The following is a 13,410-nucleotide window of genomic DNA, read 5'->3' on the forward strand; positions in this document are numbered from 1 at the left end:
CATCATGGCTACCGGCACTGTTAAGTGGTTCAACGCGACCAAGGGCTACGGCTTCATCCAGCCGGACGACGGCGGCAAGGACGTCTTCGTCCACATCACGGCCGTCGAAGCCGCCGGCCTGCGCGGCCTGGACGAAAACCAGAAGGTTTCCTACGAGCTGGAGCGCGACAAGCGCTCGGGCAAGGAATCGGCTGGCCAGCTCCAGACCGTCGGCTGAGTTCAGCTCACGCCTGATACGGAAACGGCGGCTCACGACGGAGCCGCCGTTTTCAATTGGGCCGGCGCAACGGCCCCGCCGCAGGGCTCAGTAGTATCGATAGTCGCCCCGGCGGGGCACGCGCGTGTAGCCGTAGCGACCGTCGCGGTTGTAGCCGCCAAAGCCGTAGCCGCAAGGATCGTCCCGTTCCGACAGCTGGTTGCCCAGCAGGCCGCCCGCCAAGGCGCCGATGGCCGCGCCCTGTTCCCGGTCGCCGTCGCCGGCGATCGCGGCGCCCGCCAACGCGCCCAGGGCCGCGCCGCTGGCCGTCGCATACTGGCGGTTCTGCGCATAGTCGCGCTCGCATCGCGAGGCGTAGCCGTCCGTCGTGGCGCAGCCGGTGGCGATCAGCCCGCATCCCGCCACCGCCGCCAGGCTCAAGAACATCCGCATGCGATCACCCTCTCCTGAACAGGTCCCGAACCGCAACGCTGCGGCCAGGGGGACGTTCCGGGATCGGGACGACCGATCTGCTGACTTTGCGCGATCAGCCCCTGGTCTTGTCGATCCAGTCCGCGAAGGCGTCGGCGAAGGTCTTGAGGAAGTCGCGAGTGCCTTCGTTCGTCAGCCGGCCCTCGTCGTCCAGCAAGGCCTCGACGTTGCCGACATAGGCCTCCGGCTGCTGCATCACCGGCATGTTCAGGAAAACCAGCGGCTGGCGCAGATGGTGGTTGGCGCCGAACGCCCCGATCACGCCGGGCGAGACGCTGACGATGGCGGCGGGCTTGCCCTGCCAGACGCTGTGGCCATAGGGGCGCGAGCCGACGTCGAGGGCGTTCTTCAGCGCGCCGGGGATGGAGCGGTTGTATTCCGGCGTGACGAACAGCACGGCCTCGGTCGCCGAGACCTCCGCCCGGAACCGTCGCCAGGGCGCGGGCGGCTGGTCCGTCTCCAGATCGGGATTGTAGAGCGGCAGGTCCCCGATCTCGACCGGGACCAGCTCAAGCCCCGGCGCGGCCAGGTCCTTCAGCGCCAGGGCGACGGCGCGGGAATAGGAGCCTTCGCGCAGGCTGCCGACGATAAGGGCGACGCGGACGGACATGAGGGTTCTCCCGGGTTTCGACGCGTCACGACAACCGTCGCCGGGCGGGAGCGGTTCCGGCCGTCAGCCGAACAGGGCCGCCTCGAAGGCCTCGCCCGCGCCGCCGGCCGCCCTGGGCCCCAGCACGGCGCTGGCCGCCTTGCCGCCGGCCAGCAGTCGGGCGCCGACCGCGCGCACGTCCTCGACCGTCTGGGCCTCCAGCTGTTCGGTCATGGCCTCGCCGGACAAAGGGCGTCCGAAGATCAGGGTCTGGGCGGCATTGCGTCCCGCGCGGCTCATCGGGTTTTCGTCCGACATCCACAGGCCGGCCTTCATCACGGCCTTGGCCCGCGACAGCTCGGCCGTCGTCGGCCCGGCCTCGGCCAGCGCGCGCACCTCGGCCGCCGAGACCTGGGCCAGCTCCTTGGCCCGGTCCGCCGCCGCGCCGGCGTAGATTCCCAGCACGCCGGCGTCGGCGTAGGGCTCCTGATAGGCGTCGATGGCGTAGGCCAGGCCCCGCTCCTCGCGCGCGCTCTGGAACAGGCGCGAGGCCATGCCGCCGCCCAGGATTTCGGCGAACAGCCGCAGGGCCGGCAGTTGCGGATCGGTCGCGCCCAGCGCGGGCAGCTGGAAGACCAGATTGGCCTGCTCGATCTTGCGGTTCAGCCGGGCGTGGCCGCCGACGAAGGCCGCGGTCTCGGGCGCATCGGCGGGCATGGCCTTGGCGTCGCCGAACCCGCGCTCGGCCAGGGCCAGCAGCTCGGCCTCGTCCACCGCGCCGGACGCGGCCACCACCATGCGGTCGGGCGAATACAGCCGGGCGCGCCACGCCTCGACCGCCGCCCGGTCGGCGGGCTTCAGGCTGGCGACCGAGCCCAGGATCGGCCGGCCCAACGGCTGGCCCCGGAAAGCGCGGGTCTGGACCATTTCGAACACATGGTCGTCGGGGGTGTCGAAGGCCTCGGCGATCTCCTGGGCCACCACATCCTTCTCGCGCTCGATCTCGGCGGGATCCAGCGTGGGGCGGAACACCAGGTCCGACAGCACCTGCATGGCAAGGGGCAGCGAGCCGTCCAGGCCGCGCACCTCGAAACTGGTCCGTTCATAGCCGGTGGCGGCGTTGATGGTGCCGCCCTCGGCCTCGATCCGCTCGACGATCTCGCGCGCGGCCATGTCGCCAGCGCCCTTGAACACCAGGTGCTCCAGCAGGTGCGACCAGCCCGAGCGGTCCTCCGGCTCCCACCGCGCACCGCCCTTGACCGCCACGACGACGGCCAGGGTCTTCAGCCCCGGCATGGGATCGCAGACGACGCGGACGCCGTTGGACAGGGTATGCAGGGAGGCGGTCAGGAGGGGTCTTTCTCAGTTCGGCGGCGAAGGATCGCCACATAGAATCCGACGAGCGCGATCGCCAGTCCGAACCACGTCAGGGCGTAGCCGAAGTGGTTGTTGGAGAAGGCCGCCGGCGGGGCCGAGGGGACCACGGCCGAAACCTCGGGATTGATCGCGGTCAGGGCGAAGACCGTCTCGGGCCGCACCGGGCCGGTCACGCCCAGCGCCGTCGCCATCGCCGCGTCGTCGCGCGCGTAGAAGCGGTTGTTGGCGGGCGGTGGCGCCAGGGCGGGCGGCGGCGGCGTGACGCGCAGTTCGCCCACCAGCACCAGCGGCAGGGTCGAGGCCAGGACGCGCGGCCGCCCCCCCTGCCCGTCCGCCACGAAGCCGCGATCGACCAGCAGCACGTCCTGGCGTCCGGCCGGACGGCAGGCCGAGATCAGCCGCACCCCCGGCTGGCCGTCATGGATGCTCTGAAGCTCGACATAGGGGGCGGTGGCCAAGCCGGGGCAGACCATCAGGGCCTTGCGGAACTCCACGTCGCCGCCGGCCAGCACGGCGTCCAGCGGTTCGGGCGGGCGGGTGGAGGCCGCCTCGGCCTTCGCGATGAGCCCTTCCTTCCACCGCAGCCGCTGCACCTGCCACACGCCCAGCCCGATCAGCAGGGCGATGGCGGCGGTGGTGAGGACGGTCAGCATCCACGGGAAACGCTTCATAGATCCTCCCCCGAGAAGCGCAGCGTAACGGGGGAGGGGGACCACGAAGTGGTGGAGGGGGCGACCCGCGCACCGCTCTTTGAAGTCCTGGACGGATCAAAAGCGCCGACCGTCCGTGCGACGTCCGCCCCCTCCACCACCCTTCGGGCGGTCCCCCTCCCCCGCGTTGCGGGGGAGGATCGCAAAACGGCGACGGCGCGGGACGATCCCTCGCCCCGCGCCGCCCCAACCGTGTCGTGAGAGCCTTGGATCAACCGAAGACGACGTAGACGAAGGCGAACAGGAACAGCCACACCACGTCCACGAAGTGCCAGTACCAGGCCGCCGCCTCGAAGCCGAAATGCTTCTCGGGCGTGAAGTCGCCGCGCAGCAGGCGGATCAGGCAGACGGTCAGGAAGATGGTGCCGACCAGGACGTGGAAGCCGTGGAAGCCCGTCGCCAGGAAGAAGACCGAACCGTACAGGCCCGAGTTCAGCGCTTCCTCGTTGAAGAACAGGTGCTCGTGGATGATGTGGTGGTACTCGTACGCCTGGACGCAGGTGAACAGCACGCCCAGCACCACGGTGATGATCAGGGCGATCTTGGCGCCCTTGCGGTCGCCGACCTGCAGCGCGTGGTGGGCCCAGGTCACGGTGCAGCCCGACAGAAGCAGGGTCACGGTGTTCAAGAGCGGCAGTTGCCACGGGCTCAGCACCTCGACGCCGGCGGGCGGCCAGGTCGACCAGGCCTTGGCGGTGTCGGCCCAGGTGCCGATCTCGGGCGTCAGGGCGCGCGATTCGGCGAACAGGGCCATGTCGAAGAACATCCAGAAGAAGGCGGCGAAGAACATCACTTCCGAAGCGATGAACAGGATCATGCCGTAGCGCAGGCCGATCGAGACGACCGGCGTATGGTCGCCCGCCTTGGATTCCTTGATCACGTCCGACCACCAGCCGAACATCGACACCAGCACGCCCGCCAGGCCGGCGAAGAACAGGCCCTTCCTGCCCTCGGCCAGGAAGGCGGCGGCCACCGGCCCGGCGTCGGCCGAGACCAGGCCCTTCATCCAGACCACGGCGCCGATGAACATGATGCAGGCGGCCATCGAGGACACCAGCGGCCACGGGCTGGGGTTGACCAGGTGATAGTCGTGGTGCGGAGCGGCGTGGGCGTCGGCCATGAATCGCGTCTCTTTGGTCGGCGAGAGTCGGTTATGACAGCGGCTATAGCGTCCCCTTTTCCACGACGCCAGAGCCCCGCCGCCTTTCGGCCTTTATCGGCGCCGGGGGATCGGGCTGAGACGGGATCAGCTGTTCCGGGTCGGCGGATCGGCCGGCGGCTCGTCCGCGCCGCCGCCGCCCATTCCCATGCCCATTCCGCCCATGCCGCCTCCTCCTCCTCCTCCGCCGGCGCCGCCTCGGCCGGACGCCGCGTCGCGCCCGCCCTTGCCGCCGGCCGACGGACGCGCCGGGCCCTGGGGCGGCAGGGCCAGGTCGGCGGGCATGGGCTCCAGGTCCAGCGCCTTGCGGATGAAGTTCCGCAGCGACGTCACCAGATCGTGGACGTGGACGGGCCGGCCCGCCGCCAGTTCGCGCGCGGCCCGTTCGGCCAGCCGCACCTGCTCCTCAGTGCCCAGCAGAAGAATATCGGACAGGGCGCCCTCGACGGCGTCTCGCACCTGGCGCGTCCGGTCCGACAGCCCCGTCAGATCCAGCGGCTGCGCCCCCGCCTCAAGGGCCTCGGCCTGGCGCCGCCTGAGGTCGCGCATATGGGTGGGGTCGACCGCCAGGTTTCCGGTGAACGAGCCGCCCAGGGTCTTGTAGGCGGCGATCAGGGTGCGCAGCCGTTCGTTGATCTGGCGGTTCATCCGCTCGCGGCGCTGCTGGATGGTGAACATCATCACCAGCCGGATGCCCATGCCGATCAGGGTGACCAGCGCCAGGCCGATCAGCGTGACCAGCAGACTGTGCCATGAACTGAAGTCCAGACCGCGCATCGTCGTCTCCTGCCCCGCCGACGACAGTAGGGGCGCGTCGACGAGAAGGCGACCGGCATTTGCCAGGACCGTCCGCCTGGGGCACTGTCGAGCCGCAACCCAGGGGAGGTCGTCATGCGTCTTTACATGTTTGTCGCCGGAGCCCTCGCGGCGGGCCTGGTCGGCGCCGCCCAGGCGGAGGAGCCCGCCCAGGACTATTCGGCGGCCCTGTCGCGGATGCTGACCGCGACGGCGGCCGGAACCTGTCCCGAGGACGTCATGGGGCCGGGCCTGCTGGCCGCCTGCCGGCAGCAGGTCGAGGCGATGGCGGCGGGCCTGAGCCGCCTGGGGGCGGTCGAGACGCTGACCTTCATCCGGGCGGAGGACGGGACCTACGGCCGGGTCGAGTTCTACACCGTCAGGTTCGCCGGCGGCCATTCGATGGTCTGGGCCATCGGCGGCCTGAGCGACGGCAAGTTCGAGGTCGCCTACAGCAACGGCTGACGTCCAGGCCGGGCCCTACCCTTGCGCGGCCGGATCGTCGGCCGGGTAGAAGGTGTAGCTGAGGGTGATCTCGCGCGCGCCGCGCGCCTCGCGGTCGGTGGCCAGTTCGGGGGCGATGAAATACTGCACCGGGAACTGGCGCGTCTCGCCCGCCGCCAGGGTCTGGGCGGTGAAGCAGAAGCACTGCAGCTTCTGGAAATACGGCCCGGTGTATTCCGGCACGACATTGTAGCCGGCGCGCACGTGGATCGGCTGGTCCGAGGTGTTGGTCACGTCGAAATAGGCCAGGCCCGTCTCGCCGATCCGCACACGCTGGGTCGTCTGCTCCGAGACGAACTTCATCGGCACGCCGCGCACATTGGTGTCGAAACGCACCAGGACGGTGCGGTCCAGCACGGTGTCGGGCGCCTTGTCGGCCTTGCGCACCGTGCCGTCGAAGCCCGTCACCTGGCAGAACATCTGGTACAGCGGCACGGCCGCGAAGGCCGCGCCGGTCATGCCCATCACGCCCAGGACGCAGGCGATGGCGATGGCGTTCTTGCGGTCCTTCCTCATCGGGCCGCGGGCTCCGCCTCGATCACGCCGGGTCCCTCCAGCGCCGCGCGGGCGTCGGCCTGGTTCTGCTGCAGGCGCAGCACCGTGGTCAGGAAGACCAGGATGATGAAGGCGACCAGGCCCAGGGCGATGAACAGGTTGCGGCGCTTGCGCGCGTTCAGTTCGTCGGGCGTCAGACGCATGGCTTTACGCTCCCATACCGGACAGGGCCTCGACCAGCAGCGCCGCGAACAGCGCCATCAGATAGAGGATGGAGAAGGCGAACAGGTCGCGCGCCGGTTTGGCCTGGGCGCGCACGTCGTACAATGCGGCCTCGCGCCCCACCGCCTCGACCTTGTCGGGCTCGTCGCCCGCGCGCGAGCGATAAAGGCGCAGCGCCAGGCCCAGGAAGCCCAGGCCGCCCAGCACCGACACCGCCAGATAGACCGGTCCGCCCAGGCCGACCACGGCCGGGGCGATGGCGACGGGCACGAAGACCAGGCTGTAGATCAGGATCTGCAGGCGGGTGGACCGGGCGCCGCGCACCACCGGCATCATCGGAATGCCGGCCTTGGCGTAGTCGCCGGCCGAATAGAGCGCCAGGGCCCAGCTGTGCGGCGGCGTCCACAGGAAGATGATGGCGAACAGCAGCCACGCCTGCCACGGCGCCTGGCCCGTCGCCGCCGCCCAGCCGATCACGGGGGGGAAGGCGCCCGCCGCGCCGCCGATGACGATGTTCTGGGGCGTGCGGCGCTTCAGCAGCAGGGTGTAGAAGCCGGCGTAATAGACGATGGTCAGGGCCAGCAGCCCGGCCGCCAGCCAGTTGGCGTTCATCCCCAGCAACATGACCGAGAACAGGCTCAGGATCACGCCGAAGGCCATGGCCTCGTTCTTGCGCACCCGGCCGGCCGCGACGGGACGGCCCCGCGTGCGCCGCATCAGGGCGTCGGTCTCGCCCTCCAGCGCCATGTTCAGCGCCCCGGCGGCGCCCGCGCCCACGGCGATGCACAGCACGGCGATGGCCGCCACCAGCGGGTTGACCGCGCCCGGCGCCACCACCAGGCCGGTCGCGGCGGTGAACACCACCAGCGACATGACGCGCGGCTTCAGCAGCTGGAAATAGTCTTCCGGCTGGGCGGTGGACAGGACGGGGCGGGTCTGGGCGTCGGTCATGGTCGCGCGCGGCTTAGCATACCCAAAAGCGGAAGGCCGCCCCTTCGTCGGAAGAGGCGGCCTTCTTTTTCAGCAGGGACCGAGGCTCAGTGCTCTTCGGCCTTGACCACCGGCAGCTCGTTGAACTGGTGCTGCGGCGGCGGCGAGGACAGGGTCCACTCCAGGGTGGTGGCGCCTTCGCCCCAGGGGTTCGGAACGCCCTTGCGGCGACGGATGGCGGCCTCGGCCAGCATGACCAGGAAGACCACCACGCCCACCACGGTGATGGCGTAGCCGATCGAGGAGACGTGGTTCCACAGGGTGTAGGCCTCGGGATAGTCGATGTAGCGGCGCGGCATCCCCTGCAGGCCCAGGAAGTGCTGCGGGAAGAAGATCACGTTCACGCCGACGAACATGATCCAGAAGTGCAGCTGGCCCAGGAACTCGTTGTACTTCACGCCGAACATCTTCTCGAACCAGTAGTAGAAGCCCGCGAAGATCGAGAAGATGGCGCCCAGCGACAGCACATAGTGGAAGTGGGCGACCACGTAGTAGGTGTCGTGCAGGCTGTAGTCGATGCCGGCGTTGGACAGGACCACGCCGGTGACGCCGCCCAGGGTGAACAGGAAGATGAAGCCCATCGCCCACAGCATCGGCGTCTTGAAGGTGATGGAGCCGCCCCACATGGTGGCGATCCAGCTGAAGATCTTCACCCCCGTCGGCACCGCGATGATCATCGTCGCGGCCACGAAATAGGCGCGCAGGTTGATGCTCATGCCCACGGTGTACATGTGGTGCGCCCACACGATGAAGCCGATGAAGCCGATGGCGACCATCGCATAGGCCATCGCCAGATAGCCGAAGATCGGCTTGCGGCTGAAGGTCGAGACGATGTGGCTGACGATGCCGAAGCCCGGCAGGATCATGATGTACACTTCGGGGTGGCCGAAGAACCAGAACAGGTGCTGGTACATCACCGGGTCGCCGCCGCCGGCCGGATTGAAGAAGCTGGTGCCGAAGTTGCGGTCGGTCAGCAGCATGGTGATGGCGCCCGCCAGGACCGGCAGCGACAGCAGCAGCAGGAAGGCGGTGATCAGCACGCCCCAGGCGAACAGCGGCATGCGGTGCAGGGTCATGCCCGGCGCGCGCATGTTGAAGATGGTGGTGATGAAGTTGATCGCGCCCAGGATCGAGCTGGCGCCCGCCACGTGCAGCGAGAAGATGGCCAAGTCGAAGGCCGGGCCGGTGTGGCCGGTCGTCGACAGGGGCGGATAGGCCGTCCAGCCGCCGCCGAAGCCGCGTCCCGGTCCGCCGTCCACGAACAGCGACAGGCACAGCAGCACGAAGGCGAAGAACAGCAGCCAGAACGAGATGTTGTTCATGCGCGGGAACGCCATGTCCGGCGCCCCGATCATGATCGGCACGAAATAGTTGGCGAAGCCGCCCATCGTCGCCGGCATGACCACGAAGAACACCATGATCAGGGCGTGAGCGGTGACGGTGACGTTGTAGCCGTGCTTGGAGGCCTCCACGAGGCCCAGCTGCTGGATGATGGTGCCTTCCTTGAACAGCTGGATGCCGGGCTCGGCCAGCTCCCAGCGGATCAGGCCGGACAGGGCGCCGCCGATCAGGCCCGCGAAGATCGCGAAGCCCAGGTACAGCAGGCCGATGTCCTTGTGGTTGGTGGACAGGAACCAGCGGGTGAAGAAGCCCATCTTGTGACCGTGGTCGTGGTCGTGGGCGGCGGCTGCGGTGGCCATGCTCGTCTCAGCCTCTCGCGATTACTGAGCCGCCGGCGCGGCGGCCGGGGCGGGTTGGGCGGCGGCGGCCGGAGCCGTCGGGGTCGTGGCGGTCTGGGCGGTCGGGATCGAGGTTCCGCCGGCCTCGGGGCCGGTGGTGGCCTGTCCCACGACCGGGGCGCCCGTCGTGCCGGCCTGGGCCTGGGCGGCGGTGCCGCCCGCGGCCGCGACGGCCGGCGGGGTCATGGAGCCGCCCTTGGAGGCGACCCAACGCTCGAACTCGGCCTGGGTCACGACGTTGATCTGGATCGGCATGAAGGCGTGGTCGACGCCGCACAGTTCCGAGCACTGGCCATAGAAGACGCCGGTGCGCTCGGCCTTGAACCAGGTCTCGTTGACCTTGCCGGGGATGGCGTCGGTCTTCAGGCCGAAGGCCGGCAGACCGACCGAGTGGATGACGTCGGCGGCGGTGATCAGCAGGCGCACGGTCTTGCCCACCGGCACGACCATCGGCTCGTCGGCGGCCAGGCGGTAGGGGACGCCGCGGGCCCTGGCCTCGTCTTCCGGCAGCATGTTGGAGATGTATTCCGAGACGCTCTGGTCCGGATATTCATAGGCCCAGTTCCACTGGTTGCCCGTGACCTTCACCGTCACGTCCGGCTCGGGCATGTCGTGATAGGCGAACAGCAGCCGGAACGAGAACAGCGAGATGAACAGCAGGATCACCACCGGCGCCACCGTCCAGATGATCTCGATGGTGGTGTTGTGGCTCCACCGGGCGGGGGTCGGATTGCTGCGCTTGTTGTAGCGGATGACGATCCACACCAGCAGGCCCAGCACCAGCAGGGTGATCAGCGTGATGATCGGCAGCAGGATCACGTCGTGGAAGAAATGCGCGTCGTGCTTCAGCGGCGAGGCGGCCGGCTGCAGGCCGATGCCCCCCGGCGTCGGCTGCCCCATCAGATCCTGCGCCCAGGTCGGCGCGGCGGAAAAGATCGCCAGGCCGGCGCCAAGAACGGCCGTCGCGACGGCGCCCTTGAGCGTTCCTCGGGCTCCCGTGCCCATCCCCATAAGAGAAGTCCCCATAAAACCGTTATGCAGCAGACACTTGCGAATGAATCGCAAGTAATCACGCTGGCGCGATTCCCACGCCCGGCGCTGTGGCGTCCCTATCGGATCGTTTTCGGCTTGCCAAGCAACAACACCCGCGCCGGCCGCAAACCCGCCGTTCGACGGCCACGATTAAATCGCTGTCATGTTTTCACAGCTACCTTGCGTCGCCAGATACCTTGCCGTATCCAATCTCCATCACAGGAGAGATCGAGGTGCCTGAAACCATCGAGATACAGCTGAAGAAGGGGGTGCTGGGACTGTGCGTCCTGGCCCTGCTGAACCGGGCGGACAGCTACGCCTACGAGATCGCCAGCCGCCTGTCGGACGCGATCGACATGGGCGAAGGGACCATCTACCCGCTGATGCGCCGGATGCAGGGAGACGGCCTGGTGGAGACCTATCTGGTCGAATCCTCGTCCGGCCCGTCGCGCAAATACTACCGCCTGACCGAGGCGGGACGCGCCGCCCTGGCCGCGCAGAGCGCCGAATGGACCGCCTTCACCCGCGCCGTCGACGCCGTGGTGGCCGCGCCGGACGCCGCCCCACCCCATCAAGATCAACCGGAGGGAGCCCAATGACGCGCGCGGAATTCATCGCCCGTCTGAAGAACGGCCTGGTCGGCCTGCCGACCACGACCGCCAACGACATCGTCGCCGACTACGAAACCCATTTCGAGGACGGCCTGGCCGCCGGACGCACCGAGGCCGAGGTGGCCGCCGCGCTGGGCGACCCCGCCCGCCTGGCCCGCGAACTGAAGGCCGAGGCCGGCATCCAGCGCTGGGCGCAGGAGAAGAACCCCTCGGCCGCCGCGGCCGCTGTGTTCGCCGTGCTGGGTCTGGGGGCCATCGACATCCTGATCCTGCTGCCCCTCCTGATGGGCGTGGTGGGGACGCTGTTCGGCTTTTTCATCGCCGCCATCGCCCTGTTCTTCGTCGGCGGCGGCATCATGGTCGCGGGGCCGTTCGTCGGCTTCCCCGGCGGGCCGCTGGCGGCGATCCTGATGGGGCTGGGCCTGATGGCCGGGGCGATCTTCGTCGGCGCCCTGCTGACCATCGTGACCGTCTGGCTGGTCAACGGCCTGGTCTGGTTCGCCCGCCTGCACTACCGGCTGCTGAAGCCGGCGCTGGAACCTGAAACCACCCCATCCGTCACGGGAGCCTCGGCATGATCCGCACCCTGTTCATCATCGCCGGCGCCGCCCTGGTGCTGTGCGTCGCGGCCCTGGGCGGCGCGGTCGCCCTGGGCGGCTCGGACCTCCAGCGCCACGGCTGGGCCTGGACGGTCCGCCACGACGACAGCGGAAGCGTCCGCATCGAGCGTGTGCGCGGCGGAACCGCCGACCTGGGTCCCGTCGTGACCCGCACCCTGGCCTGGGACGGCGAACGCACGCTTCGCGTCGATGCCGCCATAGACGTCGACTATGTGCAGGGCGACGCGGCCAGCGTCGTGATCACGGGCCCCAAGGGCGTCGCCGACCGCGTGCGGCTGGAGAACGGGCGGCTGTTCCTGGCCGACGGGGCGGAAAGAGCCATCGTCACCTGGAACCGTCACGGCGTGAACGGACGCTCCGAGAGCGACGCGCTGCGGGTGGTCGTCACCGCGCCGGACGTGGACCGGTTCCAGGTCAACGGCTCCGGCGACCTGTCCATCGCCGGATACGACCGCCCCGCCCTGGCGATCGACATCGCCGGCTCGGCCGAGGTCCGGGCCTCCGGGCGCACCGACGCCCTGGACCTGGACATCTCCGGATCCGGCGACGCCGACCTGGAGGACCTGGCCACGGGAACCGCGAAGGTGGACCTGTCCGGCTCCGGCGACGCCCGCATCGCCCCGACCGGCGAGACCGCGGTCAGCATCTCGGGCTCGGGCGACGTGGCCCTGACCGACCGGCCGTCCAAGCTGACCACCGACATCGCCGGCTCGGGCGACGTCTATCAGGACTGAGGCGCGGCGCCCCCCTCCCTCCCCTTCGCGGGGAGCGAGGGGGCGGCGAACGGCGAGGGGGCGGTCAGGCACGCCTTCACCCCCTCGGCCATTCCGGCTAAGTCATCGGCCATGACCTTCGCCCCCCTTCCCGACGCCGGCGCCAACTGGGTGGACCGGCACGCGCCCGAGGGGATGAAGCCGTGGCTGAAGCTGGGGCGGTTCGACCGGCCGATCGGCGTCTGGCTGCTGCTGCTGCCCGGGTGGCAGGGGATCGCCCTGGCCCTGGCCCAGTACCGCCAGCCGCCGGGCCCTTATCACCTGTGGCTGTTCGTGGGCTTCGGCGTCGGGGCGTGCCTGATGCGGGCGGCGGGGTGCGCCTTCAACGACATCGTCGATCGCGATTTCGACGCCAAGGTCGCCCGCACCGCCCAGCGCCCGATCCCGTCGGGGCGCATCAGCGTGAAACAGGCCTGGGCCTTCGTGATCGGCTGCAGCCTGGTCAGCCTGATGATCCTGCTGACCCTGCCGGCGGCGGCGATCGGGCTGGGCGTCGCCTCCCTGGCCCTGGTCGCGGCCTATCCCTTCATGAAGCGCATCACCTGGTGGCCCCAGGCCTGGCTGGGCCTGACCTTCAACTGGGGCGCCCTGATGGGGTTCGCGGCCGCCCTGCCTCTGGCCGCCGCCGCCCTGCTGCCGCCCGAGATGGCCGGCGAGTTCCGTCCCTTCCTGTGGTCGCCGCCCTCGGACAGCGATCACGCCGTCGCCCTGGCCTGGCAGGCCTATATCCCCGCCGTCCTGCTGTGGGTCGGCGGCGTCTTCTGGACCCTGGGCTACGACACCATATACGCGCTGCAGGACATCGAGGACGACGCCATGGTGGGGGTCAAGTCCTCGGCGCGGCGGCTGGCCTCGGCGGTCCGGCCGGGCGTGGCGGTCTTCTACGGCCTGGCCGTCGTCTTCGCCGCCCTGGCCGGCGCGGCGGCGGGACTGGGGCCGATCTTCGCCCTGGGCGTCCTGGCCTATGCGGTCCATCTGGCGCTGCAGGTTCGGCGCATCGACCGCGACGACCCGGCCCTGGCGCTGCGCCTGTTCAAGTCCAATCGCGAGGCCGGGCTGATCCTGCTCGGCGCCGTCGCGCTCGGTTTCGTCGGCCTGTCATGAAG

The 13,410-nt window shown here is 69.6% G+C and carries 17 protein-coding genes; 6 read left to right on the forward strand and 11 right to left on the reverse strand.

Annotation, left to right across the window (positions count from 1 at the left end; all coding sequences use genetic code 11):
- Positions 1–4: 4 nt before the first annotated feature.
- Positions 5–217, forward strand: coding sequence for a cold-shock protein (locus M8231_RS11440; RefSeq protein ID WP_249749874.1), 213 nt, complete (start codon positions 5–7; stop codon positions 215–217).
- 87 nt (positions 218–304) lie between these two features.
- On the opposite strand, the gene M8231_RS11445 is transcribed toward M8231_RS11440, so the two are convergent.
- The 6 genes from M8231_RS11445 to M8231_RS11470 all read right to left on the reverse strand — a co-directional run bounded on the left by M8231_RS11445 (position 305) and on the right by M8231_RS11470 (position 5,300).
- Positions 305–649, reverse strand: a complete 345-nt coding sequence (locus tag M8231_RS11445; protein WP_249749873.1) for a YMGG-like glycine zipper-containing protein — start codon at positions 647–649, stop codon at positions 305–307.
- Positions 650–743: 94 nt separating this feature from the next.
- Entirely contained in the window at positions 744–1,298 is a 555-nt protein-coding gene (locus M8231_RS11450; protein WP_249749872.1) for an NADPH-dependent FMN reductase, read from the reverse strand.
- 63 nt (positions 1,299–1,361) lie between these two features.
- Positions 1,362–2,573: a M16 family metallopeptidase gene (locus tag M8231_RS11455; RefSeq protein ID WP_249749871.1), complete on the reverse strand. Its 1,212-nt coding sequence runs from the start codon at positions 2,571–2,573 to the stop codon at positions 1,362–1,364.
- 50 nt (positions 2,574–2,623) lie between these two features.
- Positions 2,624–3,325 carry an SURF1 family protein gene (locus tag M8231_RS11460; protein ID WP_249749870.1) on the reverse strand — a complete coding sequence of 234 codons (702 nt, stop codon included), beginning with the start codon at positions 3,323–3,325 and terminating at the stop codon, positions 2,624–2,626.
- Positions 3,326–3,575: 250 nt separating this feature from the next.
- Entirely contained in the window at positions 3,576–4,484 is a 909-nt protein-coding gene (locus M8231_RS11465; protein ID WP_250201497.1) for a cytochrome c oxidase subunit 3, read from the reverse strand.
- A 126-nt stretch (positions 4,485–4,610) separates the two neighbouring features.
- Positions 4,611–5,300, reverse strand: a complete 690-nt coding sequence (locus tag M8231_RS11470; RefSeq protein WP_249749869.1) for a hypothetical protein — start codon at positions 5,298–5,300, stop codon at positions 4,611–4,613.
- A 114-nt stretch (positions 5,301–5,414) separates the two neighbouring features.
- On the opposite strand from M8231_RS11470, the gene M8231_RS11475 reads away from it, so the two are divergent.
- Positions 5,415–5,783 (forward strand): hypothetical protein, encoded by a 369-nt coding sequence (locus M8231_RS11475; protein WP_249749868.1) that lies wholly within the window; start codon positions 5,415–5,417, stop codon positions 5,781–5,783.
- Between the two features lie 15 nt (positions 5,784–5,798).
- On the opposite strand, the gene M8231_RS11480 is transcribed toward M8231_RS11475, so the two are convergent.
- From M8231_RS11480 to coxB, 5 genes are all read right to left on the reverse strand, one after another.
- Positions 5,799–6,338, reverse strand: a complete 540-nt coding sequence (locus tag M8231_RS11480; RefSeq protein WP_249749867.1) for a cytochrome c oxidase assembly protein — start codon at positions 6,336–6,338, stop codon at positions 5,799–5,801.
- Positions 6,335–6,520: a hypothetical protein gene (locus tag M8231_RS11485; RefSeq protein ID WP_249749866.1), complete on the reverse strand. Its 186-nt coding sequence runs from the start codon at positions 6,518–6,520 to the stop codon at positions 6,335–6,337. Before M8231_RS11485 ends, M8231_RS11480 begins: the two co-directional genes overlap by 4 nt.
- Positions 6,521–6,524: 4 nt before the next feature.
- The gene (cyoE, locus tag M8231_RS11490; protein WP_250201498.1) at positions 6,525–7,490 is read right to left on the reverse strand and encodes a heme o synthase; all 966 of its coding nucleotides are present in this window, start codon (positions 7,488–7,490) and stop codon (positions 6,525–6,527) included.
- Positions 7,491–7,576: 86 nt separating this feature from the next.
- Positions 7,577–9,229 carry a cytochrome c oxidase subunit I gene (gene ctaD, locus M8231_RS11495; RefSeq protein ID WP_249749865.1) on the reverse strand — a complete coding sequence of 551 codons (1,653 nt, stop codon included), beginning with the start codon at positions 9,227–9,229 and terminating at the stop codon, positions 7,577–7,579.
- A 21-nt stretch (positions 9,230–9,250) separates the two neighbouring features.
- Positions 9,251–10,279 (reverse strand): cytochrome c oxidase subunit II, encoded by a 1,029-nt coding sequence (gene coxB, locus M8231_RS11500; protein WP_431307104.1) that lies wholly within the window; start codon positions 10,277–10,279, stop codon positions 9,251–9,253.
- Positions 10,280–10,533: 254 nt separating this feature from the next.
- Between coxB and M8231_RS11505 the strand changes: the two genes are divergently transcribed.
- The 4 genes from M8231_RS11505 to M8231_RS11520 all read left to right on the forward strand — a co-directional run bounded on the left by M8231_RS11505 (position 10,534) and on the right by M8231_RS11520 (position 13,408).
- Complete coding sequence (locus tag M8231_RS11505) at positions 10,534–10,899, forward strand: PadR family transcriptional regulator (RefSeq protein WP_249749864.1); 366 nt, start codon at positions 10,534–10,536, stop codon at positions 10,897–10,899.
- Positions 10,896–11,489 (forward strand): DUF1700 domain-containing protein, encoded by a 594-nt coding sequence (locus tag M8231_RS11510; protein ID WP_249749863.1) that lies wholly within the window; start codon positions 10,896–10,898, stop codon positions 11,487–11,489. The genes M8231_RS11505 and M8231_RS11510 overlap by 4 nt, the downstream gene beginning before the upstream one ends.
- Positions 11,486–12,265: a GIN domain-containing protein gene (locus M8231_RS11515; RefSeq protein ID WP_249749862.1), complete on the forward strand. Its 780-nt coding sequence runs from the start codon at positions 11,486–11,488 to the stop codon at positions 12,263–12,265. Before M8231_RS11510 ends, M8231_RS11515 begins: the two co-directional genes overlap by 4 nt.
- Before the next feature lie 111 nt (positions 12,266–12,376).
- Entirely contained in the window at positions 12,377–13,408 is a 1,032-nt protein-coding gene (locus M8231_RS11520) for a UbiA family prenyltransferase (protein WP_250201500.1), read from the forward strand.
- Positions 13,409–13,410 lie beyond the last annotated feature (2 nt).

Source organism: Brevundimonas albigilva, assembly GCF_023573565.1.
Lineage (GTDB): Bacteria > Pseudomonadota > Alphaproteobacteria > Caulobacterales > Caulobacteraceae > Brevundimonas > Brevundimonas albigilva.

What these genes read in the sequence shown, in the direction of transcription:
- M8231_RS11440 (WP_249749874.1), top strand. Translation starts at nt 5, where the DNA reads ATGGCTACCGGCACTGTTAAGTGGTTCAACGCGACCAAGGGCTACGGC.
- M8231_RS11445 (WP_249749873.1), bottom strand. Translation starts at nt 649, where the DNA reads ATGCGGATGTTCTTGAGCCTGGCGGCGGTGGCGGGATGCGGGCTGATC.
- M8231_RS11450 (WP_249749872.1), bottom strand. Translation starts at nt 1,298, where the DNA reads ATGTCCGTCCGCGTCGCCCTTATCGTCGGCAGCCTGCGCGAAGGCTCC.
- M8231_RS11455 (WP_249749871.1), bottom strand. Translation starts at nt 2,573, where the DNA reads ATGCCGGGGCTGAAGACCCTGGCCGTCGTCGTGGCGGTCAAGGGCGGT.
- M8231_RS11460 (WP_249749870.1), bottom strand. Translation starts at nt 3,325, where the DNA reads ATGAAGCGTTTCCCGTGGATGCTGACCGTCCTCACCACCGCCGCCATC.
- M8231_RS11465 (WP_250201497.1), bottom strand. Translation starts at nt 4,484, where the DNA reads ATGGCCGACGCCCACGCCGCTCCGCACCACGACTATCACCTGGTCAAC.
- M8231_RS11470 (WP_249749869.1), bottom strand. Translation starts at nt 5,300, where the DNA reads ATGCGCGGTCTGGACTTCAGTTCATGGCACAGTCTGCTGGTCACGCTG.
- M8231_RS11475 (WP_249749868.1), top strand. Translation starts at nt 5,415, where the DNA reads ATGCGTCTTTACATGTTTGTCGCCGGAGCCCTCGCGGCGGGCCTGGTC.
- M8231_RS11480 (WP_249749867.1), bottom strand. Translation starts at nt 6,338, where the DNA reads ATGAGGAAGGACCGCAAGAACGCCATCGCCATCGCCTGCGTCCTGGGC.
- M8231_RS11485 (WP_249749866.1), bottom strand. Translation starts at nt 6,520, where the DNA reads ATGCGTCTGACGCCCGACGAACTGAACGCGCGCAAGCGCCGCAACCTG.
- cyoE (WP_250201498.1), bottom strand. Translation starts at nt 7,490, where the DNA reads ATGACCGACGCCCAGACCCGCCCCGTCCTGTCCACCGCCCAGCCGGAA.
- ctaD (WP_249749865.1), bottom strand. Translation starts at nt 9,229, where the DNA reads ATGGCCACCGCAGCCGCCGCCCACGACCACGACCACGGTCACAAGATG.
- coxB (WP_431307104.1), bottom strand. Translation starts at nt 10,279, where the DNA reads ATGGGGATGGGCACGGGAGCCCGAGGAACGCTCAAGGGCGCCGTCGCG.
- M8231_RS11510 (WP_249749863.1), top strand. Translation starts at nt 10,896, where the DNA reads ATGACGCGCGCGGAATTCATCGCCCGTCTGAAGAACGGCCTGGTCGGC.
- M8231_RS11515 (WP_249749862.1), top strand. Translation starts at nt 11,486, where the DNA reads ATGATCCGCACCCTGTTCATCATCGCCGGCGCCGCCCTGGTGCTGTGC.
- M8231_RS11520 (WP_250201500.1), top strand. Translation starts at nt 12,377, where the DNA reads ATGACCTTCGCCCCCCTTCCCGACGCCGGCGCCAACTGGGTGGACCGG.